This window comes from Streptomyces sp. NPDC107522 (assembly GCF_055657525.1).
Genome location: NZ_JBVKAU010000003.1, coordinates 218,870 through 245,636 on the forward strand (window position 1 = coordinate 218,870; position 26,767 = coordinate 245,636).

At 70.1% G+C, this 26,767-nt stretch carries 24 protein-coding genes and 1 riboswitch; of the genes, 9 read left to right on the top strand and 15 right to left on the bottom strand.

Features of this window, described 5'->3' with window-relative positions:
- Positions 1-67: 67 nt before the first annotated feature.
- Positions 68-3,685 (bottom strand): NACHT domain-containing protein, encoded by a 3,618-nt coding sequence (locus ACZ7L6_RS11035; protein WP_471922216.1) that lies wholly within the window; start codon positions 3,683-3,685, stop codon positions 68-70.
- A 143-nt stretch (positions 3,686-3,828) separates the two neighbouring features.
- Between ACZ7L6_RS11035 and ACZ7L6_RS11040 the strand changes: the two genes are divergently transcribed.
- The 3 genes from ACZ7L6_RS11040 (at position 3,829) to ACZ7L6_RS11050 (ending at position 8,042) form a co-directional block, all read left to right on the top strand.
- Entirely contained in the window at positions 3,829-4,335 is a 507-nt protein-coding gene (locus ACZ7L6_RS11040) for a GNAT family N-acetyltransferase (protein ID WP_471922218.1), read from the top strand.
- Between the two features lie 17 nt (positions 4,336-4,352).
- Positions 4,353-4,527, top strand: a riboswitch (cobalamin riboswitch).
- 126 nt (positions 4,528-4,653) lie between these two features.
- Positions 4,654-7,035, top strand: a complete 2,382-nt coding sequence (locus tag ACZ7L6_RS11045; RefSeq protein WP_471922220.1) for a ribonucleoside-diphosphate reductase subunit alpha — start codon at positions 4,654-4,656, stop codon at positions 7,033-7,035.
- Positions 7,035-8,042, top strand: a complete 1,008-nt coding sequence (locus ACZ7L6_RS11050; RefSeq protein WP_471922222.1) for a ribonucleotide-diphosphate reductase subunit beta — start codon at positions 7,035-7,037, stop codon at positions 8,040-8,042. Before ACZ7L6_RS11045 ends, ACZ7L6_RS11050 begins: the two co-directional genes overlap by 1 nt.
- A gap of 7 nt (positions 8,043-8,049) precedes the next feature.
- Here the strand turns inward: ACZ7L6_RS11050 and ACZ7L6_RS11055 are convergent, their stop codons facing one another.
- Positions 8,050-8,826, bottom strand: coding sequence for a hypothetical protein (locus ACZ7L6_RS11055; protein WP_471922224.1), 777 nt, complete (start codon positions 8,824-8,826; stop codon positions 8,050-8,052).
- Positions 8,827-8,853: 27 nt separating this feature from the next.
- Positions 8,854-9,027, bottom strand: a complete 174-nt coding sequence (locus ACZ7L6_RS11060) for a hypothetical protein (RefSeq protein ID WP_471922226.1) — start codon at positions 9,025-9,027, stop codon at positions 8,854-8,856.
- 93 nt (positions 9,028-9,120) lie between these two features.
- Here ACZ7L6_RS11060 and ACZ7L6_RS11065 point away from each other — a divergent pair, with 93 nt between their 5' ends.
- Entirely contained in the window at positions 9,121-10,086 is a 966-nt protein-coding gene (locus tag ACZ7L6_RS11065) for a helix-turn-helix domain-containing protein (RefSeq protein ID WP_471922228.1), read from the top strand.
- Positions 10,087-10,101: 15 nt separating this feature from the next.
- On the opposite strand, the gene ACZ7L6_RS11070 is transcribed toward ACZ7L6_RS11065, so the two are convergent.
- The 10 genes from ACZ7L6_RS11070 to ACZ7L6_RS11115 form a co-directional block, all read right to left on the bottom strand.
- Positions 10,102-11,481 carry a bifunctional albaflavenone monooxygenase/terpene synthase gene (locus ACZ7L6_RS11070; protein WP_471922230.1) on the bottom strand — a complete coding sequence of 460 codons (1,380 nt, stop codon included), beginning with the start codon at positions 11,479-11,481 and terminating at the stop codon, positions 10,102-10,104.
- Positions 11,478-12,563, bottom strand: coding sequence for an epi-isozizaene synthase (gene cyc1, locus ACZ7L6_RS11075; RefSeq protein WP_471922233.1), 1,086 nt, complete (start codon positions 12,561-12,563; stop codon positions 11,478-11,480). Before cyc1 ends, ACZ7L6_RS11070 begins: the two co-directional genes overlap by 4 nt.
- Before the next feature lie 302 nt (positions 12,564-12,865).
- The gene (def, locus tag ACZ7L6_RS11080) at positions 12,866-13,516 is read right to left on the bottom strand and encodes a peptide deformylase (protein ID WP_471922235.1); all 651 of its coding nucleotides are present in this window, start codon (positions 13,514-13,516) and stop codon (positions 12,866-12,868) included.
- Between the two features lie 166 nt (positions 13,517-13,682).
- On the bottom strand, positions 13,683-14,663 hold the full coding sequence (locus tag ACZ7L6_RS11085; RefSeq protein WP_471922237.1) for a tetratricopeptide repeat protein: 981 nt from the start codon (positions 14,661-14,663) through the stop codon (positions 13,683-13,685).
- 109 nt (positions 14,664-14,772) lie between these two features.
- Complete coding sequence (locus ACZ7L6_RS11090; RefSeq protein WP_471922239.1) at positions 14,773-16,014, bottom strand: HD-GYP domain-containing protein; 1,242 nt, start codon at positions 16,012-16,014, stop codon at positions 14,773-14,775.
- Positions 16,011-17,303 (bottom strand): HD-GYP domain-containing protein, encoded by a 1,293-nt coding sequence (locus ACZ7L6_RS11095; RefSeq protein ID WP_471922241.1) that lies wholly within the window; start codon positions 17,301-17,303, stop codon positions 16,011-16,013. Before ACZ7L6_RS11095 ends, ACZ7L6_RS11090 begins: the two co-directional genes overlap by 4 nt.
- Positions 17,304-17,443: 140 nt before the next feature.
- Positions 17,444-17,746 (bottom strand): mycothiol system anti-sigma-R factor, encoded by a 303-nt coding sequence (gene rsrA, locus ACZ7L6_RS11100; RefSeq protein WP_093906706.1) that lies wholly within the window; start codon positions 17,744-17,746, stop codon positions 17,444-17,446.
- Entirely contained in the window at positions 17,743-18,438 is a 696-nt protein-coding gene (gene sigR, locus ACZ7L6_RS11105) for an RNA polymerase sigma factor SigR (protein ID WP_128434547.1), read from the bottom strand. Before sigR ends, rsrA begins: the two co-directional genes overlap by 4 nt.
- Positions 18,439-18,744: 306 nt before the next feature.
- Complete coding sequence (locus ACZ7L6_RS11110) at positions 18,745-19,374, bottom strand: alpha/beta hydrolase family protein (protein WP_471923363.1); 630 nt, start codon at positions 19,372-19,374, stop codon at positions 18,745-18,747.
- Between the two features lie 19 nt (positions 19,375-19,393).
- On the bottom strand, positions 19,394-20,209 hold the full coding sequence (locus tag ACZ7L6_RS11115; RefSeq protein WP_471922246.1) for an SOS response-associated peptidase: 816 nt from the start codon (positions 20,207-20,209) through the stop codon (positions 19,394-19,396).
- 104 nt (positions 20,210-20,313) lie between these two features.
- On the opposite strand from ACZ7L6_RS11115, the gene ACZ7L6_RS11120 reads away from it, so the two are divergent.
- The 4 genes from ACZ7L6_RS11120 (at position 20,314) to ACZ7L6_RS11135 (ending at position 24,038) form a co-directional block, all read left to right on the top strand.
- On the top strand, positions 20,314-21,036 hold the full coding sequence (locus ACZ7L6_RS11120) for a M50 family metallopeptidase (protein WP_471922248.1): 723 nt from the start codon (positions 20,314-20,316) through the stop codon (positions 21,034-21,036).
- Positions 21,037-21,160: 124 nt separating this feature from the next.
- Positions 21,161-22,480, top strand: a complete 1,320-nt coding sequence (aroA, locus tag ACZ7L6_RS11125) for a 3-phosphoshikimate 1-carboxyvinyltransferase (protein ID WP_471922250.1) — start codon at positions 21,161-21,163, stop codon at positions 22,478-22,480.
- Positions 22,481-22,492: 12 nt separating this feature from the next.
- Entirely contained in the window at positions 22,493-23,503 is a 1,011-nt protein-coding gene (gene rsgA, locus ACZ7L6_RS11130) for a ribosome small subunit-dependent GTPase A (protein ID WP_471922252.1), read from the top strand.
- 211 nt (positions 23,504-23,714) lie between these two features.
- A complete protein-coding gene (locus ACZ7L6_RS11135) occupies positions 23,715-24,038 on the top strand; it encodes a DMT family transporter (protein ID WP_471922254.1) in 324 nt (107 codons plus the stop codon).
- A 9-nt stretch (positions 24,039-24,047) separates the two neighbouring features.
- Here ACZ7L6_RS11135 and ACZ7L6_RS11140 read toward each other — a convergent pair whose 3' ends face one another.
- On the bottom strand, positions 24,048-24,659 hold the full coding sequence (locus ACZ7L6_RS11140; RefSeq protein ID WP_471922256.1) for a TetR/AcrR family transcriptional regulator: 612 nt from the start codon (positions 24,657-24,659) through the stop codon (positions 24,048-24,050).
- Between the two features lie 533 nt (positions 24,660-25,192).
- On the opposite strand from ACZ7L6_RS11140, the gene hisN reads away from it, so the two are divergent.
- Positions 25,193-25,993, top strand: coding sequence for a histidinol-phosphatase (gene hisN / locus ACZ7L6_RS11145; protein ID WP_471922258.1), 801 nt, complete (start codon positions 25,193-25,195; stop codon positions 25,991-25,993).
- On the opposite strand, the gene ACZ7L6_RS11150 is transcribed toward hisN, so the two are convergent.
- Positions 25,987-26,346, bottom strand: coding sequence for a tyrosine-type recombinase/integrase (locus ACZ7L6_RS11150; RefSeq protein ID WP_471922260.1), 360 nt, complete (start codon positions 26,344-26,346; stop codon positions 25,987-25,989). The two genes, hisN and ACZ7L6_RS11150, sit on opposite strands and share 7 nt — an antisense overlap.
- Positions 26,347-26,767 lie beyond the last annotated feature (421 nt).

Genomic DNA, 26,767 nt, shown 5'->3' on the forward strand with positions numbered 1-26,767 from the left:
GACATCGACGGGCCGCCGGAGGAATCCGGCGGCCCGTTGTCGTACCCGGCGGACGCCAGGGCAGGCCCTAGTCCCTGGTCCGTCTGGCCATCGCGTCCCAGAAATCGTCCAGTTCGCGGACGCGCATACTCACCCAGTTCGGCGTCTTCCTGCGCACCCCCCTGGGCAGCCACCGCCGCACGCGTCCCGGCAACAGCGCCTGCTGCTGGCGGCAGAACGGCTCCCGGATCTCCCCCCGCGGTACACAGCCCCGGGGCGGGTACGGGCAGAGCTGGAACTTGCAGTCCGGCAGACAGGTGCTGCCCGGCGCGGGCGGGTCCGAGATGCCGGCCCGCAGGTCGGGCCGGAGCGGCCCGCGGTCGCTGCGGATGCACGGCGGAAGCGGCATCCCCGGCTGCTCGACGCGGGCCATCCGCTCCTCGACCTCGTCCGGGTGCCCGTCCCGGTCGATGAGGTTCAGCATCACCAGCATGTCGGCGACGAGACGCTGGGCGCGTGCGTCAAGGGTGCTCCAGCCGACCGAGGGCGGGATCCACAGGCTGTGCTTGCGGTATCCCTCGGGGTTGCCGGTGCGCGCGCCGATGTTGTCGGCGACGCCCTTCTCGTCGATCCACAGGAAGCGCTCGGGCTGCCCGGTCTCCAGCGCGAGCGCCACCAGGTCGCCCGCCTCCGCGACGAACGGATGCAGCAGCCGTCGGGGCGAGTCGCCGTTCGCACCGGGATGGCCGTGCGCTCTGTTCGCCGTGCCGGCCATCGCAAGCCAGCGCTCCACGGTCTGTACGGCGGTCGCCCCGCCCATCGCCTGGCCGGGCTCGCCCCCGCCGTCGCGGTCACCGTCCTTGCCCGCCGTCGACTCCGCGCTCCGCTCATGGCTGCTCACGCTGTCCGGGAGCTCCCACAGGCACAGCGCCTGGAGCAGGATGATCTGCGAATACCAGCACCGGGACTGCTGCAGCACCGTCTCGGCCTGGCGGATCAGGTCGGCGCGCCCGCCCGGGTAGGCGTGCGGGTGCCGTTTGCGCCGGTTGGCCGCGTACTTGAAGCCCTGGGCCAGTGCGGCTTCGAGGGCGAGCGGCAGGTCGGGGACGCCGCCGGCGGCGTTCGGGTCGAGGTGGCGCAGCCACTTGGTGAGGCGTTCCCGGGCCTCGTCACGGTGGGCCTCGTCGACCGAGCCCAGCAGCATGGGGATCAGCCAGGCACGCATCACGAACTCCCGGAACAGATCGACCCGTTTCTGCCGGTAGTCCCGGTTGAGTTCCCGCCGCTTTCGCTGCAACCGGGCGATGCGCTCGGACCTGGCCCGGGAGGGGGCGGCGGCCCGTGCCACGCCCATGCGCTCGGCCCATTGCTCGTACTCCTGCCGCTTCCAGGCCTTCAACTCGCCGAGCCGGTCGTTGTACTCCTGCACGGGGTCGGAGTTGAGCCCGACCCGCGCACGGATCAGGGCGAACGCCGGGTTGCCGCCCGTGCCGAACTCCTGGGCGGCGGCCAGGCGTATGGAGTAGGAGGGCTCCTGTACGCCGATCTCGAAGAGCTGCTCGTAGAGCGGGGTGGTGTCGATCCGGTCGGAGACGCTCCGCAGTGCGGCTCCGAGTTGCTTGAGCAGCCTCAGTTTCGCGTCGTCGAGGGTGCGCTGGTCTCCCTTGAACCCGGCCCAGCTCTCGCGCGCCCTCTCCACGATGCCGCTGAGCAGTCTCGGATCGTCCTCCACGCTCTCGATCTCCATGGCGGCCGCGTACAGATCCAGAGCCTTCGGGTCGTCCGTGCGGCGGTCCGCGGCCCTGCAGAGCCGGTGGGCCAAGGTGTGTCCCCGCACGGGTGACTGGCGGACCAGCTCCTCGATCTCCCTCTTCATCTCGACGCGGACACCGCCCCGTCGGGCCTTGAGTTTCGCCGCCCGCCTGCGGGACAACAGCACCAGGGCGATGAGCAGTTCGCGACTGGGGCCGGGCGGCTGCAGCGCCTGCTCGACGAGGTCTCCGGCGCCCCGCTCGCCCAGCTGGTTCAGGATGCGGTAGCCGAAGTAGGCCTGGATGATGCTGTGCGGGAAGCGGACCTTGCGCTCGAACCCCTCCACCAGAGCGAGCTTGTCCGCGTTGCTCGCGAAGCGGGCGAGGACGGCACGGCACTGGTCCATGTTGCCCTCGCGCAGCCGCCTTCTCTCCTCCTCGCCGAGCCGCTCGCAGAGCACGTCCCAGATCTGTTGCCGGTGCCACTCGGAGAGGACGTTCCCGCGCCTGCCGTACCGGTCGAAGCCGCGCCGGCTGGTCCACATGTGCTCGGCCCTGGCCTGCGCGCGCCGCGCCGGACCCGGGTGGACGTCCGTGTTCAGCAGCTCCCCGAAGCCGACTTCCAGCTTGTCCTGGATCAGCCCCACGCAGGCCAGGGCCGAGACAGCTTCGAGGGTGTCACGGCGCTCCTGCGGGGTCAGTGTGACGTCCTGGCGCAGCCGGCCCTGGCACAGCGCCTCGTCCCACGTCTCAAGCAGCCACAGCCGCAGCGTGCCGCGGTCCCGGCTGCGGGTGTTCATGTGCTGCGGGTCGTTGTCCGGCCGGTCGTGCTCCAGGGCTCCGTGGCGGTGCAGTTCCCGGGCGATCTGCAGATAGACGGGTGACTCGGTCACCTCCGCCGTCTCGACGATCCAGTCCACGCGGCGCTCGTCCGTCTCCGGGACGTGCGCCTGGACGAAGCGCAGGGCCTCCTCCTCGCTGAGCGGTTCCAGCTCCACGATCGCCGCGGAGGTGCTCTCCAGCGGGCTGTGCGGCCGCGAGGCGATGACGAGGGGCAGCTTCTCCTCGTGGGCCCGCTCGATGGCCTGCCGGATGATGTTGTCCCGGTTCTGCTGGAGGCCGTCGCCGAGGAGGGCCTCCTCCAGTCCGTCGGCGATGACGACCGGCTTGTCGTCGGCGAGCAGTTGCTGCCAGACCCGCTCGGTCTTGCCGCGCGCGAGGATGCCGCGCGGTGCCTCGTCGGCGAAGCGCTGTCTGGCCATGCGTTCGAAGTCCAGGTCGGTTCCGTCGGTCGCGTCCCGCAGCCGGATCGGCACGGGCACGGCGTTCTGCCGGGCCAGCAGCTCGGTGAGCCGTACCAGGACGGCTGTCTTGCCGACGCCGACGCCGCCGACCAGCAGATAGGGCCGGCGGTTGTCACGCTCCCGCAGCCGTTCGGCGATGACCTGGGCGACCTCCTCGCGGCCGACGATCTCGGCGGTGTCCGGTCCGGCGGTGGGCACCAGCCGACGGGGATCGACCCGGGCCTTGGCGAGGTAGCGCCGCTTGGTCCACCGGTACCACCAGAACAGGAAGAGCGCGGCGGCGACCGAAGCGGTGAGTACCGGCCCGATGAACCGCACGAGGGCGTCGACCCCCGGTTCGTCCTGCAGTTTTTCGATGGTCGTCGGACCGTCGGCGATCAGCATGTGCACACCCGCCCCGACCCAACCGAGCACCACGAGCGCGCCGAGTACCCACCCCGCCCTGGCCACGTTGGTGTACGAGATCCACCTGCGCCATTTCTTGGGACGCGTCGTGCCGCGGCGGGCCTCCAGACGGATCGTCAGCGAGTGCCAGTGGCCCACGAACCCGCGCCTGGCCCAGCTGCCCGCCCTCCTCGGAGCCAGCGTCGCCATCGGCGCGTTGCGCGGCCGCTCCTTGCCGGGCGGGCGGCGGACGACTCTCGTCATCATGCGTCTCCTTCCGAGAAGGGCTCTCGAAACGGAGGGACCGCGGGCGCCGACGCCTACCTCCATGGAAGCACTCCCAGCCCGCCCTGCAACCCGGTCGAAAAACCCCGGGCCCGCGGCCGTCCCCGTCCGGCAGACTCGGGCCCATGGACATCGTGATCCGGCAGGTGGAACCCGGAGAGTACGAGGCCCTCGGTGAGATCACCGCGCAGGCCTACCTCCAGGACGGGCTGCTCGACTTCGGGCACAGCGACGAGTACCTCGGCGAACTGAGGGACGTGGCCAAGCGGACGGCCGCCGCCGAGGTGCTGGTCGCCGTGGAGAACGGCCGCGTCGTCGGCGGCGTCACCTTCGTGCCGTCCGGCGGCCCCATGGCCGACATAGCCGGCCCCGGCGAGGCGGAGATCCGCATGCTGGCGGTCTCACGGGAGGCACGCGGCCGGGGCGTCGGCGAGGCCCTCGTGCGGGCCTGTATCGACCGCGCACGGGCCACGGACGGCTGCCTACGGATCGTCCTGTCGACCCAGCGCACCATGCACGGCGCCCACCGCATCTACGAACGTCTGGGCTTCGCTCGCACACCCGACCGGGACTGGAACCCGATCCCGCACCTCGACGACATCACTCTCCTCACCTATGAGTTGACGCTCTGAAACCACCGCGACACAACATCTGGGGGTGGCGTGGCGGGTGAGCACAAGATGTATGCTCATGCTCGCTGTCGCCGCAGGGGAATCCGGTGCGAATCCGGAACTGTCCCGCAACGGTGTACTTGTGCATGTCTTTTCCCGGAATCGTCGTGCGCAGGAGTCAGTCCGAGGACCTGCCGACAGTGCACCCGGCCATCCGGTCGGCGTGCCCTGACGTCCGGGCCTCGTGGAATGGGCCGGTGGACGCGACGCCGTGTGCGCTCGTGTGCTGCCCCCTGCCCTCGTGCGAGGCCCCCGTGCCGAGCGAGGGAGAGCCCCCACGTGACCATCGCGCCAGCAGACCCGGCCTCAGCAGTGCCGTCCGCGGCAATGGCGGCGACCGACGGTCCCGGTGCCGCGCTGCTGCGGATCCTGACCGAGCTGACCGCCGACCTCCCCGACGCCGACCCCGGCCGGGTCGCCGCCGCCGCGCTGCGCGGCCGGTCCGCCCGGGCCGACGAGGCCGAGTTGCGCGAGCTGGCCACGGAGGCGGCCGCCGGTCTCATCTCCGAGGACCCCGCTTACTCCCGGCTGGCCGCCCGGCTGCTGACCATCTCCATCGCCGCCGAGGCCGCCTCGCAGGGCGTGACGTCCTTCACCGAGTCCGTCGCGGTCGGGCACCGGGAGGGCCTCATCGCCGACCGGACCGCCGAGTTCGTGCGCCTGCACGCCGCCCGCCTGGACGCCCTCGTCGACCCGGCCGCCGACGACCGCTTCGGCTACTTCGGCCTGCGCACCCTGCACAGCCGCTACCTGCTCCGGCACCCCCTCACCCGCAAGGTCATCGAGACGCCCCAGCACTTCATGCTGCGTGTCGCCGCAGGCCTCGCCGAGGACGACACCGTCCGCGCCCTGGACGAAGTCGCCGCGCTCTACGGGCTCATGAGCCGCCTCGACTACCTGCCCTCCTCCCCCACGCTCTTCAACTCCGGCACCCGGCACCCCCAGATGTCGTCCTGCTACCTCCTCGACTCCCCGCTGGACGAGCTGGATTCCATCTACGACCGCTACCACCAGGTCGCCCGCCTCTCGAAGCACGCCGGCGGCATCGGGCTGTCGTACTCCCGCATCCGCAGCCGGGGTTCGCTGATCCGCGGCACCAACGGGCACTCCAACGGCATCGTCCCGTTCCTGAAGACGCTCGACGCCTCCGTCGCCGCCGTGAACCAGGGCGGCCGGCGCAAGGGTGCCGCCGCCGTCTACCTCGAGACCTGGCACTCCGACATCGAGGAGTTCCTGGAGCTGCGGGACAACACCGGTGAGGACGCCCGCCGTACGCACAACCTGAACCTCGCGCACTGGATCCCGGACGAGTTCATGCGCCGGGTCAACGCCGACGAGCAGTGGAGCCTCTTCTCACCGGCCGATGTGCCCGAGCTGGTCGACCTGTGGGGCGAGGAGTTCGACGCGGCGTACCGGAAGGCGGAGGCGGCGGGGCTCGCGAAGAAGACCATCCCCGCCCGTGACCTGTACGGCCGCATGATGCGCACCCTCGCGCAGACCGGCAACGGCTGGATGACCTTCAAGGACGCCGCCAACCGCACCGCCAACCAGACGGCCCTGCCCGGCCATGTCGTCCACTCCTCGAACCTCTGCACCGAGATCCTGGAGGTCACCGACGACGGGGAGACGGCGGTCTGCAACCTGGGGTCGGTCAACCTCGGCGCCTTCGTGGACGGGAACGACATCGACTGGGAGCGGCTGGACGCCACCGTCCGCACCGCCGTCACCTTCCTCGACCGTGTCGTCGACATCAACTTCTACCCGACCGAGCAGGCGGGCCGGTCCAACGCCAAGTGGCGCCCGGTGGGCCTCGGCGCGATGGGCCTGCAGGACGTCTTCTTCAAGCTGCGTCTGCCCTTCGACTCCCCCGAGGCCAAGGCGCTCTCCACCCGCATCGCCGAGCGCATCATGCTCGCCGCGTACGAGGCGTCCGCCGACCTGGCCGAGCGCAGCGGCCCGCTGCCGGCCTGGGAGAAGACGCGTACGGCCAAGGGTGTCCTGCACCCCGACCACTACGACGCCGAGCTGAGCTGGCCGGAGCGCTGGGCGGCCCTGCGCAAGCGGATCGCGACAGTCGGCATGCGCAACAGCCTCCTCCTCGCCATCGCGCCGACCGCCACCATCGCCTCCATCGCCGGCGTCTACGAGTGCATCGAGCCGCAGGTCTCCAACCTGTTCAAGCGCGAGACGCTCTCCGGCGAGTTCCTCCAGGTCAACTCCTACCTGGTGAAGGACCTGAAGGAGCTGGGCGTGTGGGACGCCCGCACCCGTGAGGCCCTGCGCGACTCCAACGGCTCGGTGCAGGACTTCGCCTGGATCCCGGCGGACGTGCGGGCCCTGTACCGCACGGCGTGGGAGATCCCGCAGCGCGGCCTGATCGACATGGCGGCGGCGAGGACCCCGTTCCTCGACCAGTCCCAGTCCCTGAACCTCTTCATGGAGACGCCGACCATCGGCAAGCTCTCCTCGATGTACGCGTACGCCTGGAAGCAGGGCCTGAAGACGACGTACTACCTGCGCTCGCGCCCGGCGACCCGCATCGCCCGCGCGGCACAAGCCCAAGCTCAGCCCGAGAAGACCATCCCCGTCCAGCAGGTCGCCGAGCCCGACGCCGTCGCCTGCTCCCTGGAAAACCCCGAGTCCTGCGAGGCCTGCCAGTAATGTCCAACCAGAACCTGCTCGACCCCGGCTTCGAGCTGACTCTCCGCCCGATGCGCTACCCCGACTTCTACGAGCGCTACCGGGACGCCATCAAGAACACCTGGACCGTCGAGGAGGTCGACCTCCACTCGGACGTCGCCGACCTCGCCAAGCTCAGCCCCGCCGAGCAGCACCTCATCGGCCGCCTGGTCGCCTTCTTCGCGACGGGCGACTCGATCGTGGCGAACAACCTGGTGCTGACGCTGTACAAGCACATCAACTCCCCGGAAGCGCGCCTGTACTTGTCGCGCCAGCTCTTCGAGGAGGCCGTGCACGTCCAGTTCTACTTGACCCTCCTCGACACCTACCTCCCCGACCCGGAGGACCGCGCGGCGGCCTTCGCGGCCGTGGAGAACATCCCCTCCATCCGCGAGAAGGCCGAGTTCTGCTTCAAGTGGATGGACTCGGTGGAGAAGCTCGACCGGCTGGAGTCCAAGGCGGACCGCCGCCGCTTCCTGCTCAACCTGATCTGCTTCGCCGCGTGCATCGAGGGCCTGTTCTTCTACGGCGCCTTCGCGTACGTCTACTGGTTCCGCAGCCGGGGCCTGCTGCACGGTCTGGCCACCGGCACCAACTGGGTGTTCCGCGACGAGACGATGCACATGTCCTTCGCGTTCGAGGTGGTCGACACCGTCCGCAAGGAGGAGCCGGAGCTCTTCGACGACCAACTCCAGCAGCAGGTCACCGACATGCTGAGGGAGGCCGTCGAGGCCGAGCTGCAGTTCGCGCGCGACCTGTGCGGTGACGGCCTCCCGGGCATGAACACCGACTCGATGCGGCAGTACCTGGAGTGTGTCGCCGACCAGCGCCTGACGCGCCTCGGCTTCGCTCCGGTGTACGGCTCCGAGAACCCCTTCTCCTTCATGGAGCTGCAGGGCGTTCAGGAACTCACCAACTTCTTCGAGCGGCGCCCGTCGGCGTACCAGGTCGCCGTGGAGGGCACGGTCGACCTGGACGAGGACTTCTAGCCCGCGGCTACTTCAACGCCACCGCGTCCCCGGCCGACACGACCCGCGCGGTCGTCGTCGTGCCGGGGAAGTACCAGCGCCAGCTGCCCGCCGAGGTGACGGTGACCTTGGTGCTGAGCTTGCCGTGGGTGCCCGTCGTCACGGTCTTCACCGTGCTGTAGTGGGCGCCCCCGGCGGGCCGGAACTGCAGCTTGACCGGCTGCCCGGTGTACCCGTGGTACTCCAGGTTCTCCCAATTGGCCCGCGTCAGCTTGCCGTTGACGGTGAGCGAGGCACCCTTGGCGACGGGCTCGGGGGTCGCGTCGGTGGTGAGCTTCGAGGCACGCTTGACCTTGTAGAGGGCGATACGGTCGGAGATCCAGTAGTCGCCGTCGTTCGCCTTGACGGTCGCGTTGACCTGCCACTCGCCGGCGACCCTGTTGGAGTCGATGTCGTCGCTGTGAGGGATCCAGGCGGGGTCGATGGTCATCGTGCCCGTGCAGACGGACGTGGTCGCGCTCTTCTTCACACAGGACGAGTCACCGTCCCAGGTCGCGAAGCCGTACGCGTTGGACGTGTTGAACGTGCTCAGATCCGTGATCTTCTTGACGCCCGAATCGTCCGTGATGGTGATCGCGATCGGGTACTTCACGGTCTTCGTCGTGCCGACGATGACGTTCTTGCCGTTGTTGACGACGGTCTTGGTGACCCGGATGTCGCCCTCGCCCTCGGCATGGGCGCCAGTGGCCGTGAGCAGGGCCAGGGCTGCCGCCCCGCCTGCCACGGCCCACAGTCTGTGTCTCATGATCCTCCCCTGTTGGTGCAGGAGAGGTTACGCCGCCCGCGCGAAGCGCTGTCGGCGGGTGTGACGCTCCTGGGCCTCCCTGATCTGGCGGTCGATGCGCCGGTCGCGCATGATCCCGATCACTGACGGGAGGACCAGGAGGACGAACATGCCGAGAACGGTGAGCATGGAGATCAGTCCTTCTGTCTGTTCCGTAGTCATGACACCACTGTCGCGCCTGACACTCCTTACGAACAGTGGCAGGACTGCCGTAGAACCTCGATTTACTGCCACCGATGAGGCACACTTGGCAGCATGCTGAAGAACGTCGCCGCCGTCCTCGTCGATGGTGTGCATCCCTTCGAACTGGGCGTCGTCTGCGAGGTGTTCGGCCTCGACCGGAGCGACGAGGGCCTGCCCACGTACGACTTCGCCGTCGTCTCGGCGGAGGGGCCGTCGCTCGGTACGCATGTCGGCGGGCTCACCGTCTCCACGTCGTACGGGCTCGAGCGCCTGGAGGAGGCCGACCTGATCGCCGTACCGGCCTCGGACGCGAACGTCACCCGCGACTATCCGCCCGACCTGCTCGACGCGCTGCGCCGGGCCGTCGACCGAGGCGCCCGGGTGCTCAGCGTCTGCTCCGGTGTCTTCGTGCTGGGCGCGGCCGGGCTGCTCGACGGGCGGCGCTGTGCCGCCCACTGGCGGCACGCCGAGCTGCTCGCCCGGCGTTTTCCGCGGGCGGTCGTCGAGCCGGACGTGCTGTACGTCGACGCCGACCCGGTGATCACCTCCGCCGGCACGGCGGCCGGCATCGACGCCTGTCTCCACATCGTGCGCAAGGAGCAGGGCCCCGAGGTCGCCAACAGGATCGCCCGGCGCATGGTGGTGCCGCCGCACCGGGACGGCGGACAGGCCCAGTACATCGAGCGCCCGCTGCCCCGCGCCCAGTGCGACACCGTCGGCGAGGTGCTGGCGTGGATGGAGCGGCACCTGGACGAGGAGGTCACCGTCGAGCAGCTCGCCGAGCGTGCGCACATGTCGCCGCGCACCTTCGCCCGCCGCTTCCAGCAGGAGACCGGCACGACTCCCTACCGCTGGATCCTGCGCCAACGGGTGCTGCTGGCCCAGCAGTTGCTGGAGGCGACGGACGAGACGGTGGACGCGATCGCCGGCCGGACAGGGTTCGGCACGGCGGCCGCGCTGCGCCACCAGTTCGTACGGGCGCTGGGGACGACCCCGAACGCCTACCGCAGGACGTTCCAGGGACCGACCGCCGCGTGACCGTGACGGCCGGCGCTAGTCCCTCGGCACCGGCCTCAGCAGCAGCTTGTGCGGGTGGAGTGTGATGCCCACCCGGGTCGCGTCGTTCGAGCCGGGCACCTGCTCGAAGCGGTACCTCGTGGCCAGCGCCGCCGTGATCAGCGTCAGCATCGCCATGGAGAAGTGGTCGCTCGGACACTTGCGGTTGCCGACGCCGAACGGGCTCATGGCGTATTTCGGTACGTCCTTGGCGCGTTCCGGAAGCCAGCGGTCGGGGTCGAAGTCAAGGTTGTGTGCGTACGACTTCGGGTCGCGCTGGATTGCGTAGGGGCTGTAGACGATGTCGGACCCGGCCGGAATGCAATAGCCACCGAGTGACGTGTCGGCCACCGCCCGGCGCGTCAGAATCCAGATCGCCGGGCGCAAACGCATCGCCTCCACTACGACATTGTTGGTGTGCCGGAGGCTGCGGACGTCCTCGAATGCCACGGGCCTGCCGCCGGTGACGGATTCGACCTCCGCGCCCACCTTGTCGGCGTGTTCCGGATGTTCCGCGAGCACCTGGAGCAGCCACAAGATCGTGGAAGCCACGGTTTCGATGCCCGCGGTGAATATCGCGACGACCTGATCGTGGATCTCCTGTTCCCCGATGGGCTCGCCATTCTCGTCCCGCGCCTCCAGCAATACGGTCAGCAAATCGTCCGGCCTTTGACCAGATGCCCGGCGCTCGGCGATGACCTCGTCGACCAGGCGATGGAAATCGGCCAGAGCGCGGTTGAATGTGCGGTTGGCCGGCAGCGGCAGCTTGTAAAGCGGCCCGAGCGGGAGCACCATCCGCCGGTACATGCGGCGGAACAGGGTTTCGAGCGCGGCACACAGCCGCTCGGCCCGCTTGTCCATGTACGCGCCCCGCAGCAGACAGCGGGCGGTCATGCGCACGGCGATCCGGAAGGACTCGGAGGTGCACTCGACGGTCTCCCCGGACTGCCAGCGCTCGGTCAACGCGTGCGCCTCCTCCTCCATGATCGGCCCGTACCCGGGGATCGCGTCGAGCCGGAAGGCGGGCTGGATGGTGCGCCGCTGACGCCGGTGCCGGGGGCCGTTCGCGGTGGCCACGCCCTCCTTGCCGAGCAGGCTCTCCAGGGCTTCCCACAACGGTCCGGCTATCTCGAAGTCGGTACTCAGCGCCAGCGCGCCGGTGAGGTCCGGCGTGGTCACGGCGTACACCGTCTTCGGCCCGAGCTTGATCCGTACGACGTCGCCGTGCTCCCGCAGCGCGGCCATGAAGGCCAGCGGATCACGGACCAGCTTCCAGCCGTGACCGAGAAGCGGAACTCCCCCGCCCGCGAGGGGCGGTTCACGCAGCTCCGCGGCCGCACCGGGTCGGGCCTCGGGCTTCACAGACTCGACGGTCATTTCTCACCTGCCGCTTCGTTGTGGACGTACGGGGGCGTGGACCGGTCGTCCCAGCTGTCGACCATGTACCGGCCGGACTCGTGGTGGAACCAGTAGACCGAGCTGAACCAGTTGCGCATATTGCCGACACAGGCCTGCACAGCGGCGCCGAGTTCCTTTCCGCGCAGCGTGCCGTCGGCCAGGGAGTCGGCGAATTCCAGAGCGGCCCGCTCGGCCACGAGGAAATCGGAAATGCAGGTCTCGACACGCCTCCTGACTTCCGTCACCGCCTCCTCCAGAGTCAGCCCCTCATGCGTGATGAGACTGAGTCCGAGATTGTGGACCTCGTCACCGGCGATTTCCTTGGGGAGCGAGCAGAGGTCGTTGTACCAGGCTGCGAATTCCTGGCTCAGTAACGCCGCCCGCCGATAGGCGGGGTGTCTCCGCACGCTGCCCGGGAGTTCCAGTTCCGCGCTCGGTTCCAGCAGATCGGTCCAGATCCGGTGCGCGAAGGTGAGCCGGCGCAGTGCGAGGTATTCCTCGACACTCGGAATGTGCCCCTCGACGCGGTTGCGGAATTCCCGGTCGTACGCCTCGATCACCGCGTGGAAGTGGCGGGCGAAGCGGGCGTTCCAGGTGCGGGGCAGGAACGAGTACAGCCGCACCACACCGTCCGCGAATCCCGCGACCAGCGGGTCCCCGTGGCGCAGATGCTCCACGGGGGAGTCGACGGCCGCGTGCAGGCGGAACCTCAGCCGCCGCCAGGCGGCCGGACGGTGGTGGACGATGTCGCGGTCGTGCCGGTCGTCCCAGACGAAGAACCACGCGCTGAAGTCCCCGATCGCCTGGAGCACGTCGTCGGGGGCGCCGAGGTAATACCCCGCCATCAGGTCCGTGTAGCACAGACCGTCGGCATATTCTTCGACCTTGTCGGCCGGCATCAGCCGCTTTTCCAGCAGCCAGGTGCGGGTCTTCTCCTGGAGTCGGGGCCAATACGGATGGAGTTGCCTCGGAAACTCTGCTTCGATCACCGGGAGAGAGAGCGATGGTGGTACCGGGACCGCCGTCGGTGTCGATGCGGTGCTGCGTGAGAAAGCATGCACGAACAAACCCCTCTCAGCCGCCAGTTGTGCAGTTGCGCGCACCCTCCCTGCCGTAGTGCCGGGTGTGCGCCGTCGCATATCCCCGCGCTTCCATTCAGCACCACAACTGACCGATCCGGGAACGGATTTGCTTCATTCACTACCCCACCGTGCCGAGATTCTCCCCCTATGTGACTGAATTTGGATCACTACCTGCACGTATGGGATCGAACGTGCGACGGACATACGAACGGCGCCTGGTCGGGACGGGGATCCTGACCAGACGCCGTGCGTGAGGGGCTCGTGGGGCCGTCGAGTGGGCCTCAGCCGTTCGCGACCACGGGGTACCGGGGCTCGTTCTCGGCCATCTGCCGGAGCGCGTCCTTGCGCTCCCGCTTGGAGAGACGGTCGATGTAGAGGTAGCCGTACAGGTGGTCCGTCTCGTGCTGCAAACACCGAGCGAAGTACCCGGTGCCGCGCACCTTGATCGGATTGCCCTTCTCGTCCTGCCCGGTCACCTCGGCGTAGTCGGGGCGGGCCAGCGGCGCGTACGCCGTCGGCACGGACAGGCAGCCCTCGTTGCTGTCGTCCAGGCGGCGCTTGTCGGCGGGCAGGTCGACGAGCTTGGGGTTGCACACGACACCGACATGCCGCTTGCCCTCGTCGTCCATGCAGTCGTAGACGAAGACCTTCAGATCGACCCCGATCTGGTTGGCGGCGAGACCGACGCCCTCGGCGGTGCGCTGCGAGGCGAACATGTCCGCCACCAGCTGGTCCAGCTCCGCGCCGAACTCGGTGACGTCCTTGCACTCCTTGTGGAGCACCGGGTTCCCCACGACGGTGATCGGCCGCGAGGTGCCGCGCTCACGCCAGGCGTTCTCGCGCTCCTCCGTGTCCTCGGTGTCGACGACGAATCCCTCGTCGTCCACGGGGAGCACGCCCACGTGCTGCTGCTCGGTGTCCTGCTGGGCCATGACCGACGTATGCCTTCCTCAGAAAAACAGGGGGTGTGGTGCTGATACAGGGTACGGGGAACGCGCCCCATGGGGGCGCGGGGCTGTGTCGATATGCGGCTCCGCCGCGTGGGCGCGATCAACCACGACGGGCCGCGGCCTGCAGACGTCCTCGCCCCTACGGCGACTAGCAGACCTCTTCCAGGTCCCGCCAATCCCGGGAATCGGGGCTGTCCGCGACCCACCCGTCCAGCAACCCCCGCACCAGCGAAGCCGGCGCAGCCACCCCGCACTCCCGCTCAGGCACCCAAAGCTGCCCATCCGTCCGATGCCCCAGCGGCCCGGGATGACCCGGCTCACTGTGATCGTGCGGGTCGAGATGCTCCCCGTCACCCTCATCCGACGGCATCCGCGACTCCGAGCACATCCGGCACAGCAGCCGCACGGACGACGACCAGTCCTCCGCGGCGAACCCGGCGTCCGCGGCGAGCTGCTCGAGGGCGTCCCGGTCGGCCTCGGTGGCGGCCTCCAGGAGGACCACCCAGGTCGGCACCGGCGAGGGCGCCCACAGCTCGATCTCGTCGAAGACCGGGTAGGCGTGCCCGGACGACGTGGTCCGCTCCCCGTGGGGCACCCCGTCGTGCAGCACGACCTCGCCCCAGCGCCGCCCGGAGGACGGCAGCGGAATCGACAGCACCTCGATACGGGCGGGGTCGAGCCGCCGCCCCCACACGACCTCGGCCTCCCCCTCGGGGGACAGCCGTACGGCCGCGCTGCCCAGGTCCATCCCGGCCGGCTCACCGGACGCGGTCGCCCCGCCGGGCACCCGCAGCCCGTACGCCTGCCAGGCCCGCCGGGCCAGCGGCCAGTCCTGCAGGGCGGTGGCCGCGATGCCGACGTTCCACCAGTCGGGCGCCCCGGTCTCCCGGTCGAGCAGCGCCACGGCACGCAGTCCGGCCGCGCGGGCCTGCTCCCAGTCGTGCCGGAACTTGTGCAGCAGGGCGAGGTTGAACCAGGACTCCGAAAGCCAGGGCTCCAGATCGGCGGCCCGCGTCAGCAGCGCGCCCGCGTCCTCGTACCGGCCGTCGCCGATGAGCGTGAACGCCCGGTCGGTGGCCTGCCGCCAGGAGGCGGAGGGCCGGTGCCGTCCCTTGCCGAAGATCCTCACGATTCCCGCCTGCCAGTTCCGTGGAGTGGGCTGGCTAGTGCTCGCCCCCGGACACCCTCTCATTCGCATCCAACCACGTACGGCTGGAAGGGCGCTCATTACCCATGGGTTACCCAGCCACAGGGGGTGTCAGACAGTCTCTGGACAGCACCCGTGCGAGCGATCCCACCACTTCCGGCGCATAGTCCCCGGCGGTCCCCAGCCGCAGCTCCTCCAGTGCCTTCAGCGGCCCGCCGGGTCCGGCATCGCGCGCCTTCTCCTCGTAGGCGTTCACGGCCCGCACGATGCGCGCGGCGACCGGCTGCTCCTGACAGGGATCGGCCAGCCGCTCCACGACCGTCGCCACCTGCGGGTTCACCCCGGTCTGCCGTACGACGGCCCCGCCGAGAAGCGCGATCCGCCGCTGCTCCTCGACGGGCAGCCCGGAGGTGGCCCCGGCCGGCACCGGGTCCACCAGGCTGAGCTGGCCGATGTCGTGCATGAGGGCCGCGTACTCCAGCACGGTGAGCTCGGCCTCGGTGAGGCCCAGGTCCCGCCCGACCTCGCGGCTGAGCGCGGCCACCCGCCGGGCGTGTCCGGTCGGCGTGTACCCGGCGATCTCGGTGGCCCGGGCGAGGGAGGCGATGGTCTGCCGGTAGGTGGCGCGCACCCCGGCGTACCGGCGGAAGGACATCTGGGTGAGCAGCAGGGGGAGCGAAAAGACGGGCAGCGCCCAAAGCCCGGCCACGGCGACCGCGAGCGCCATCACCGCGCCGGTCGCGCAGACGGCCGAGCTGATCCCGAGCGTCGCCCGCAGCTCGTCCCGCAGCAGTGGCCCGAACGGCCACCGCGTGCGGGAGTGCGCCAGCGCTGCGGCGAGCAGGGCGTCGCACAGCGCGGTGAGGGCGAGGATGGCGACCAGGAGGAGGGCGTAGGCGGTGCCCCAGCCGTGGAACGTGCCCTCGTTGTACAGGGGTTGGAAGCAGACGGCGGCGAAGCCGGTGGTGAGCACGCGCCGGGCGAGGTGGTCGGACACGGGGCGCCCGCGCGCGATGTGCGGCACGCTGCCGAGGAGCGAGGCGGCGAGGACGACGCCGACGACCTGGCTGACGCCGTGATGGGTGGGCTGTCCGCCGCTCTCCCCCAGCAGGGCGTACGACAGCGCGGCGGCGGCGCCGAGCGGTGCGGCCTCCCGGCCCTCGGCTCCGGTCCACCGGGTGAGCTCACCCAGGGTGACCAGGGCCCCGAAGGCGACGGCCGTGCCGCGTTCGTACAGGCCGCTGCCCAGGGTGTCGATCAGGCCGACGGTGGCGAGGAGGGCGGCACAGGCGTGCACGAGGGTGAGCAGGAGGGGCCGTCTCGACGCGCTCATCGGTGCGCTCCCCCCGGGACCCCGGCGACCGGCGGGCGGGGAGCGGGCGTACGGGCTTCGTCGGCGGTCACGGCGGGATGCCAGCCGTACTGGTCCACGGCTCGGACGAGGGCCGTGACCATCCGGGGGTCGAACTGGGAGCCCGCGCACCTCTCCAGCTCGCGCAGGGCGACGGACACGGGCCGGGCCCGCGAGTAGGACCGGGTCGAGGTCATCGCGTCGAACGCGTCCGCGACGGCCACCACTCGCGCGGGCTCCGGGATCTGGCTCCCTCTCAGCCCGTAGGGGTAGCCGCTCCCGTCCAGCCGCTCATGGTGATGCAGGACGGCGGCCCGGGCCTCGCCGAGGAAGGAGATCCCGCGGACCATCTCGTGCCCGTACTCGGGGTGCAGCTCGATCACCCGCCGCTCCTCGGGTGTGAGCGGGCCGTCCTTGCGCAGCAGCCGCGTGGGCACGCCCAGTTTGCCCACGTCGTGCAGGATCCCGGCGAACCGCACCACCTCTACGCGGTCGTCGTCCATGCCCAGTTCACGCGCGATCATCATCGAGGCATGCCCGACCCGCTCGCTGTGCCCGCGGGTGTAGCCGTCCTTGATGTCGACGGCCTGGACGAGCGCCCGGATCGTCGCCTGGTGCGCCGCCCGTTCCCGGTGGTACTGGGCGAACACCCACCACGACACGCACATGGGCAGCAGCACGAGCAGCGCGGCGACCGGGCCGTACGGGCTGCGCCACAGCACGGCCATCATCAGCCCGGCCAGACCATGCACGGCGATGGGTGCCAGCGAGCGCAGGAAGAGGCCCCGCCAGGCCTGCCGCACCGGGACGTGGTCGGCGATCGCCTGGATCCCACCGTCCAATGCGGTCAGGGCCAGACAGAACGTCAGCACAGCGGCGCCGGCGGGCGCGAGCGCGTACGGAAAATCGGATGCCACGACGGCGTCCCGCCCGCCGAGCGCCTCGTGCACCCGGGCGGCCGCCCACACCGCGACCGCGAGCCGGCCCGCCCGCCACACCCGCCGCAGACCGCGCTGCCGCCCGCCGACCGGGGCGATCAGCGCCCCCGGAACCGCGACCAGCGCGGCGGCCGAGGGTGAGAGCAGGAAGGCTCCGGCGAGGAGCACGGGATAGAAGGAGCCGAAGAACCGCTCGCCACCGGCATAGAGGCAGACGAGAAGGGCCACCGCCCACCAGGGCGTGTGCACCCACGTCGGCCCGTGCAGGCAGTACAGGGCACCGAGGACGACACAGACGACGTAGACACGGGTCCGTGCCGGTATCGCCTCCATATGCCCCTCCCCGGCCACACGCTTCAGGCACGGGAGCCTAGGGCGGCCAGGGGGAGGTATGCGGTCTCAAGACCGGCGGATTAGCACGTTCGAGTGACGACAGCCCGTTCCAGGGAGGGGAGTTCCGAGGACCCGGGGGGTCAGGACTCCTGCGGTGTCGCGGTCACGTCGTGCTCGGGCACCGCCTGGCCGGAGCGGATCAGATCGAGCCGCCCCAGCACCTTGGCGCGCAGGTCGGTCGGCACGTCGTCATGTCCGCAGCACCGCTTGACCAGCTTCTTCACGGCCTGCTCCAGCCCGTACTTCTCCAGGCACGGCGAGCACTCCTCGAAGTGCTGCTCGAACTTGGTGCAGTCGGCGTCAGGCATTTCACGATCGAGGAACTCGTAGAGATGATCGAGTACCTCACTGCAGTCCGTCTCGTGCGGCTCTCCGCAGCTCATGAGCCCGAACCTTTCACTTCGTTCGACTCTCCGGCGCCGGCCGGGACGAGCCCGCGCTCACGGGCGTAGTCCTCGAGCATGCCGCGCAGTTGACGGCGGCCCCGGTGCAGCCGGGACATCACCGTACCGATGGGTGTCCCCATGATGTCCGCGATCTCCTTGTACGCAAAGCCCTCGACATCGGCCAGGTACACGGCGATGCGGAATTCCTCGGGGATCGCCTGGAGGGCTTCCTTCACGTCCGAGTCGGGCAGGTGGTCGAGCGCCTGCGACTCCGCGGAGCGCAAGCCCGTCGACATGTGCGACTCGGCGCGGGCGAGTTGCCAGTCCTCGATCTCCTCGGCCGCTGAGCGCTGGGGTTCGCGCTGCTTCTTGCGGTACGAGTTGATGAAGGTGTTGGTCAGGATCCGGTACAGCCACGCCTTCAGGTTGGTGCCCTCGCGGAACTGGTGGAAGGACGCGTACGCCTTGGCGTACGTCTCCTGCACCAGGTCCTCCGCGTCGGCCGGGTTGCGCGTCATGCGCAGCGCGGCCGAGTACATCTGGTCGAGGAATTCGAGCGCGTCCCGCTCGAAGCGCGCGCTGCGCTCGGCGGTCGACTCCGTGGACGTGCCCACGCTCGTGCCCAGGCCCTCGGGCTGCTCCGCCTGGCCGTTGTCGGTCCCTGCGTCGGTACCGGGAACCGGACCCACCTCCTCAAGATTCCGGGCAGGACCGAAGCCGGTCCCACCTGAATCGGAGGATAGACGACCTGCCGTACCTGCCGCCCCTCGAATAGGAGCGGTCCTGGCCGCGTGCAGCACCGTCCACTCCAGGTCGCTGCGGCTGCTGCGGGCCGGGCAGAAGGTCGAACCCATGCGGCGGACTTCCTCTCCTACGACGTCTGCGCTGCTGGTTCAGCACCGCTGTCCGCCACAACAGAGGTCCGGTCCACAACATTCCCGAACCTTTACCGAGTGACCCGCTCCACTCGCCGCCCGCGTGACCCGGCCCACTCCCTACCGGAGCGACCCGACCCACTTGACCACCGCGTCCGTGATGACCGCCACGGCCTCGCCCTGGTCGAGCGGCGCCCGCTTGGGCACGGCGAACCCGTGATCGCCGTACGGCACCTCGACCAGCTCGTAGTCCCCGTCCGGAAACTCCTCCGGCCTCCCGAACGGATCGTTCCCGCCCTGTACGACGAGGGTCGGCACCCCGGCCCCGAGCAGTTCCTCGGCGCGGGACTTCTCCGGCTTGCCCGGCGGGTGGAGGGGGAAGCTGAGGGCGAGGACGGCACGGGCGCCCAGCTCGACGGCCGTACGGCAGGCGACGCGGGCCCCCGCGCTCCGGCCGCCGGAGATCACCGGCAGCCCGGGCTCGGCGAGCGCGGGCCAGACACCACGCCAGCCGACGTCGAGGGTCTTCGGTGCGGGCGCCACCTTCTTCCCGGCCACCCGCCAGGGCTGCTCGACGAGGGCGACGGTCACTCCGTGCCCGGGCAGCACCTCGGCCAGCGCCCGCAGGTCCCGCGCCTCGATGCCACCGCCGGCGCCGTGGCTCACCGCCAGCACGAGCCGGGGCTTCTTCGCCGGGTGCCAGGTGATGCGGGCGTCCCCCGCATCCGTACCAATGAGCTCGGTGGTCACAGCAGACTCGGTCGTCACGTCAGAAGAGTGTGCCCTCTTCGGGCCCGTCCAGCTCCTTCAGCAGCTCCGGGCCGTTGTTGCGGACGTTGCTGACCAGCGTGGAGACGGGATAGGCGCGCATCAGTCCGGCCGGCGGCGGGTCCAGCAGCGTCCGCAGTTCGTCGGGGTCGGTGCGGGACGGGTCGAGCCAGGCGTCCCAGCGGTCCGGGGTCAGCATCAGCGGCATGCGGGGGTGGATGTCGGCCAGCGAGTGCGGGCCTTCCTCGGGCGCCACCGCCAGCGGAGTGGTCTCCGCCTCCGTGGTGATGACGGAGCAGGTCACCCACCAGGCCTGCGGGTGCTCGTCGGGCAGCGTCCGGTCCCGCCAGAACTCGTACAGCCCCGCCATCGCGAACACCGACCCGTCGGCGGGCAGCACGAAGTACGGCTGCTTGCGCGGCCGTTTCCGCCTGCCCTCCTGCTCCAGGTCCAGCTCCTGCTTGCCGGTGACCCACTCGTAGTAGCCGTCGGCGGGGATGATGCAGCGCCGGGAGGAGAAGGCCCTCCGGTAGGACGGCTTCTCGTGCACCGTCTCGGCCCGCGCGTTGATCATCTTGAAGGCGGTCTCGGGGGTCTTGGACCAGCTGGGCACCAGGCCCCACTTCAGCTTGCGCAGCTGCCGAACCGGGCGGGGGTCGGGGGCGTCTTTCACAGGACGGTCCAGGACGACGTGGACCTCTTTGGTCGGCGCCACGTTGTAGTCCGGCTCCAGGGTCTCCTCCGGCTCCCACTTCTCGATCTCAAAGATTCCTGCGAGATCCTCGGGTCCACGACTCGCTGCATACCGTCCGCACATACGTGCCACACTGCCAGGCCCACCCGTCGCCCGACCACCACCCCTCAACAACGGCGCTACGCGCCGGCCCCTATTGACTCGACCACAGGGAGCCATCACCACACATGGACAGCACCGCATCCGCCTCGCTCGCCTCCCTCTGGGACGAGGTCGCCGGCACGCAGCCCGATCCCGATGTGTGGGTGGTGCTCGCCACCCTGGTCGCGGCGCTCGCCGTGGTCGTCCCGCACGGCCTGTGGCGCATCTCGCGCAACGCGATCACCATCGCCCACGAGGGCGGCCACGGCCTGGTCGCGCTGCTGACCGGCCGCACCCTGACCGGCATACGCCTGCACTCCGACACCAGCGGCCTCACCGTCAGCCGCGGCAAGCCGCACGGCCTCGGCATGATCCTCACGGCGGCCGCGGGCTACACGGCACCGCCGCTGCTGGGGCTGGCAGGCGCCGCCCTGCTCGCTTCCGGGCGGATCACGCTCCTGCTGTGGGTGTCCACCGCACTGCTGGTCGCGATGCTGGTCATGATCCGGAACGCGTACGGGGCACTGACGGTGTTCGTGACGGGCGGCACGTTCGTCCTGGTGAGCTGGCTGACGGGTCCGCAGGTGCAGGCGGCGTTCGCTTATGCGGTCGTGTGGTTCCTGTTGCTGGGTGGGGTGCGACCGGCGTTCGAGCTGCAGGCGAAGAGGGCGCGGGGTGGGGCGGGGGACTCGGACGCGGATCAGCTGTCGCGACTCACGCACGTACCGGCAGGGTTGTGGCTCTTCCTGTTCCACGCGGTGTCGTTGTGCTCGCTGATAGGTGGGGGACGCTGGCTCCTGGATGTGTGACAAGCCCCGAAGGGGCGAGGCACACAGGGGCGCGGGGCTGTGCCGATCTGCGTCTCCGCCGCGTGGGCGCGACCTGCCACAACGGCGCCGCACCCGAACGACGGCCTCCTTATAAAGTGAACCCATGGCCCAAAACCCCGCCGCACACACCGCCCTCTGGCCCGCCCCGCACGCGAGCGGAGCCGTCGACGCGACGGTCCACGTGCCGGGGTCCAAGTCGGTCACCAACCGCGCCCTCGTCCTGGCGGCCCTCGCCTCGGAACCCGGTTGGCTGCGCCGCCCCCTCCGCTCCCGCGACACCCTGCTGATGGCCGGCGCCCTGCGCGCGATGGGGGTCGGTATCGAGGAGGGCGTGGGCCCCGAGGGCACCGGCGAGGCGTGGCGCGTGCTCCCCGCGGGCCTGCGTGGCCCGGCCACGGTCGACGTCGGCAACGCCGGCACGGTGATGCGCTTCCTGCCGCCGGTCGCCGCGCTCGCCGACGGCCCCATCCGTTTCGACGGCGACCCGAGGTCGTACGAGCGTCCCCTGCACGGCGTGATCGACGCCCTGCGCGTCCTCGGTGCCCGCATCGACGACGACGGCCGCGGTGCGCTGCCGCTGACGGTCCACGGCGGGGGCGCGCTGGAGGGCGGCCCGGTGGAGATCGACGCTTCCTCGTCGTCCCAGTTCGTGTCGGCGCTGCTGCTGTCCGGCCCGCGCTTCAACCAGGGCGTCGAGGTCCGGCACATCGGCTCCTCGCTTCCCTCCATGCCGCACATCCGCATGACCGTCGACATGCTGCGCTCGGTCGGCGCCCAGGTGGACACCCCGGAGTCGGGCGGCGAGCCGAACGTCTGGCGGGTCACGCCGGGCGCCCTGCTCGGCCGTGACCTGACCGTCGAGCCGGACCTGTCCAACGCCCAGCCGTTCCTGGCGGCGGCGCTGGTGACCGGCGGCAAGGTCCTCATCCCGGACTGGCCGGCCCGCACCACCCAGCCCGGTGACCGGCTGCGTGAGATCTTCACCGAGATGGGCGGTTCCTGCGAACTGACCGAGTACGGGCTCGTGTTCACCGGTTCGGGTGCGATCCACGGCATCGACGTGGACCTGAGCGAGGTCGGAGAACTCACTCCGGGCATCGCGGCGGTGGCCGCCCTCGCGGACTCCCCGTCCACGCTCCGCGGCGTCGCACATCTGCGCCTGCACGAGACGGACCGCCTGGCGGCGCTCACCAAGGAGATCAACGAACTCGGCGGCGACGTCACCGAGACCGCCGACGGCCTGCACATCCGCCCGCGCCGGCTGCACGGCGGCGTCTTCCACACCTACGAGGACCACCGCATGGCGACGGCCGGCGCGATCATCGGCCTCGCGGTCGAGGGCGTACGGATCGAGAACGTGGCGACGACGGCGAAGACCCTGCCGGACTTCCCCGAACTCTGGACCGGGATGCTCGGGGCGTAGGGACGTACCGCCATGCGCCGCTACGGCAAGCACACCGACGAGGACGACATCCGCACCCGCCCCGGACGTCGGAACACCCGGCCGCGTACGAACATCCGGCCCAAGCACGAGGACGCCGCCGAAGGCATGGTCCTCACCGTCGACCGAGGACGTCTGACCTGCCTGGTCGAGGACCGGGTCGTGATGGCGATGAAGGCCCGTGAGCTCGGCCGCAAGGCGGCGGTGGTCGGGGATCGGGTGGCGCTGGTCGGCGATCTGTCGGGCAAGAAGGACACGCTGGCGCGGATCGTGCGGATCGAGGAGCGGACGTCGGTGTTGCGCCGTACCGCCGACGACGACGATCCGTTCGAGCGCGTGGTGGTGGCGAACGCCGACCAACTCGCCATCGTCACCGCCCTCGCCGACCCCGAGCCGCGGCCCCGGCTGATCGACCGCTGTCTGGTGGCGGCGTTCGACGGGGGCCTGGAGCCGCTGCTGGTGATGACGAAGTCGGACCTGGCGCCGCCGGACAAACTCCTGGAGCTGTACGGGGCGTTGGACATCCCGTACGTCGTCACCAGCCGTGAGGAGCTGCAGGACGGCGGCGCGGCGGACCGGGTGCGGGAGCATCTGGACGGCCGTGTCACGGCTTTCGTCGGTCACTCGGGCGTGGGCAAGACGACGCTGGTGAACGCGCTGGTGCCGCAGGAGCGTCGGCGTTCGACAGGGCATGTGAACGCGGTGACGGGGCGCGGGCGGCACACGACGACGTCGGCGCTCGCGCTGCCGCTGACGGACGTGGACGGCTGGGTGATCGACACCCCGGGAGTCCGCTCGTTCGGGCTGGCGCACATCGATCCGTCCCGGGTGATCCACGCGTTCCCCGACCTGGAACCGGGAACCGAGGGCTGCCCGCGTGCGTGCAGTCATGACGAACCGGACTGCGCGCTGGACGACTGGGTGACGGAGGGTCACGCCGACCCTGCCCGGCTGTACTCGCTGCGGCGCCTGCTGGCGACAAGGGAGCGCACGGAAGGCGACTGAGGGACCTGGGAGGACCTGAGAGGGCTTGAGAGCGCTGAGGACGGCGGCCGGGGAAGCCGGTTGACCTCCGCGTTGTTTGTCTTCCCGTGAGTCCGGTAAGGGCATAATCGCACCGAGCCGGATCCAAGCCCGACCAAAGCCAGACGAACCGGATGAACCGATTGAACCCGATGAAGCGGTCACAGAACGTGGGGATACGGGAGGACAGCACATGGCGTGGCTGCTGGTCATCGTGGCGGGGCTGCTCGAAACCGGCTTCGCCGTCTGCCTGAAGCTGTCGCACGGCTTCACCCGGCTCTGGCCGACCGTCGCCTTCTGCATCTTCGCGCTCGGCAGTTTCGGGTTGCTGACGCTGTCCCTGAGGAAGCTGGACGTGGGTCCGGCGTATGCGGTGTGGACGGGGATCGGGGCGGCGGGTACCGCGATCTACGGGATGATCTTCCTCGGGGACATCGTGTCCACATTGAAGATCGTGTCGATCAGTCTGGTGATCGTGGGCATCATCGGACTGCAGCTGTCGGGATCGGCGCACTAGGGGCCGGGGTCAGCCTGTTAACTGCCGGTGGAGTGCACTGCGTACCAGATCGGAGACGCCGCCCTCACCGGGTGGGGCGGCGACGCAGGACAGGGCCAGCCTGACGACCAGTTCGCAGGAGCGGGCGAGGTCGGCGGTGTCGGACTTGTTGACGCCGGGGCCGGTGAGGACCGCCACGGCGCGGTCGCGGACGATGGCCACGAAGTCACCGGGTGACGGGAGCGGGCCGTCGGCCCGTCGCTGTGCCGGTACGGCCGAGGAGGACGGCACGGCGGACAGCGTCGGTGACGGCAGGCGCTCGCTCCAGCAGCCGGTGAGCATGGCGCGGACGAGCGCGTTGTCACGGGCGAGTGCGGCGGTCCACTCCGCGGCTGCGGTGAGCCGGTCACGGGCGTCGCTGTGGGTGGCGAGGGCGCGGTCGACACCGGCGAGATAGCCGTCGGCCTCTCTGCGCACGAGCGCGCGGGCGAGCCCCTCCTTGCTCCCGAACTCGTTGTACAGCGTCTGCCGGGACACTCCGGCCGCCGCGGCGACGTCCACCATCCGCACGGCGGACCACGGCCGGCGCGCCAGCGCCGTGTAAGCGGCGTCCAGCAGGGATTCCCGCGCTGCAGGCATCATCGCCTCCCTGGGGCGAGCGGCTCTGCGCCCAGATTTGACGCGCACAGGAGCACTGTCAAGGGTTCGCGAGGGCATACGGGGGCGCCCGCCGACCGCGACGCGCGGGCCTGCGGCACCCGACCCGGACCTACCGACGGCTGGGCCACCCACGGGCCGCCGCACATCTCACCGCCTCGCACCTCAGCCGGCCCGCCCGCTTGAGGACGAGCACAGCCACCTTCCAGCCCGTCCGACGTTTGAGGACGAGGCCGCCGCCGCCCCGGTCCCCCTCCCACCCGCAGCGGACGGTCGACTCTCGACACAGGGCCAGGTAATTCAGCCCGTCCGGCGTTTGAGGACGAGGCCCCTTCAGGGCCGAAGCGGGGGTCTGGGGGCGGCAGCCCCCAGGAGCCGGGGTGAAGGGGCAGCGCCCCTGGGAATGGGACGTGTAGGGGCGGCGGGGGCGAGACACCCTGGCGGCCCCCCATCGCACAGACACTTGATCCCCAACACCCAGTAGCCCCACCCCAACCACGACAGATACCGTTCGTCCCATGCCGGACTACCTCGACGATCTCCGCCTCGCCCACGTCCTCGCGGACGCCGCCGACGCCGCCACCATGGACCGCTTCAAGGCCCTCGACCTCAAGGTCGAGACCAAGCCGGACATGACCCCGGTGAGCGAGGCCGACAAGGCCGCCGAGGAGCTGATCCGCGGGCAGCTGCAGCGCGCCCGCCCGAGAGACGCGATCCTCGGCGAGGAGTACGGCATCGAGGGCACCGGCCCCCGCCGCTGGGTGATCGACCCGATCGACGGCACCAAGAACTACGTACGCGGCGTCCCGGTCTGGGCCACACTGATCGCCCTGATGGAGGCGGGCGAGACCGGCTTCCAGCCGGTCGTGGGCGTCGTCTCCGCCCCCGCCCTCGGACGCCGCTGGTGGGCCGCCCAGGGCCACGGCGCCTTCACCGGCCGCAGCCTCTCCTCCGCGACCCGTCTGCGGGTCTCCGGCGTCTCGAAGCTGGCGGACGCCTCGTTCGCGTACTCCTCGCTCAGCGGCTGGGAGGAGCAGGGGCGGCTCAACGGCTTCCTGGACCTCACGCGCGAGGTGTGGCGCACGCGCGCGTACGGCGACTTCTGGCCGTACATGATGGTCGCCGAGGGCTCGGTCGACCTCTGCGCCGAGCCCGAGCTCTCCCTCTGGGACATGGCCGCCAACGCGATCATCGTCACGGAGGCCGGCGGCACCTTCACCGGCCTCGACGGCCGCCCGGGCCCGCACAGCGGCAACGCGGCCGCCTCGAACGGCCTGCTGCACGACGAGTTGCTGGGGTATCTCAACCAGCGCTACTGACGGCACCTACCGTCTGAACTGCACGTTTCCCCTTGCCTACGCAACCTGGGCCGTGGCGGGCCGTCATCAGTCTGCGGGCCGTCCTCGAACGCGCGGTTCACCGCCTCCCGCGTCCGCTTCTCGCTGCTGGGCATCAGATGCGTGTACGTCCGCAGGGTGAAGCCGGGATCATGGTGCCCCAGGTACTCCGACAGCGCCTTGATGCTCTCCCCTGCGTCCAGGAGCACGGACGCGTAGAAGTGCCTCAGTGCGTGCATGCCGTTCTCCCGACCACGCGGCACACCCCCAGTGTCGAGGGCGGGCCGCCACCCCTTGGTGCTGAAGACGGTACGGATCACGGCGCCCCTCGGCATTACTGACGAACAGATGAGCCGTAGCTGGCGCGCCGTCGACCGATCGCCAGGGCAGTGTCACAGCAGCAGGCGGGTACTTCGCGATGTGCGCCTCAAGGCTGTGAGCGACGCTCTCCGGCAGAGGAACCGTGCGCGTCTTGCCGCCCTCGGACAGCGCGAACACCTGCCGCCCCTTGATGAGCTTTAGTCTGCCGGACGGTGCCGCACCGGGTTCCGCTACGCGGGGCACGGGTGCTGCCAGCGATGTCCCGCCGGATAAACGCTTGTACTTGCACGGCACGCTTTGGGCTGCCCCCCGAAGGGAGTAGCTTCTCTTGAGCAACCCCGATTTAGGTTTGATCCTTTTTCTATGAGTATTCAGCCATGGGTGGTCGTTGAGCCACCTGACAGCCGAGGTCTTCGCAATATCACCATCGAAGGT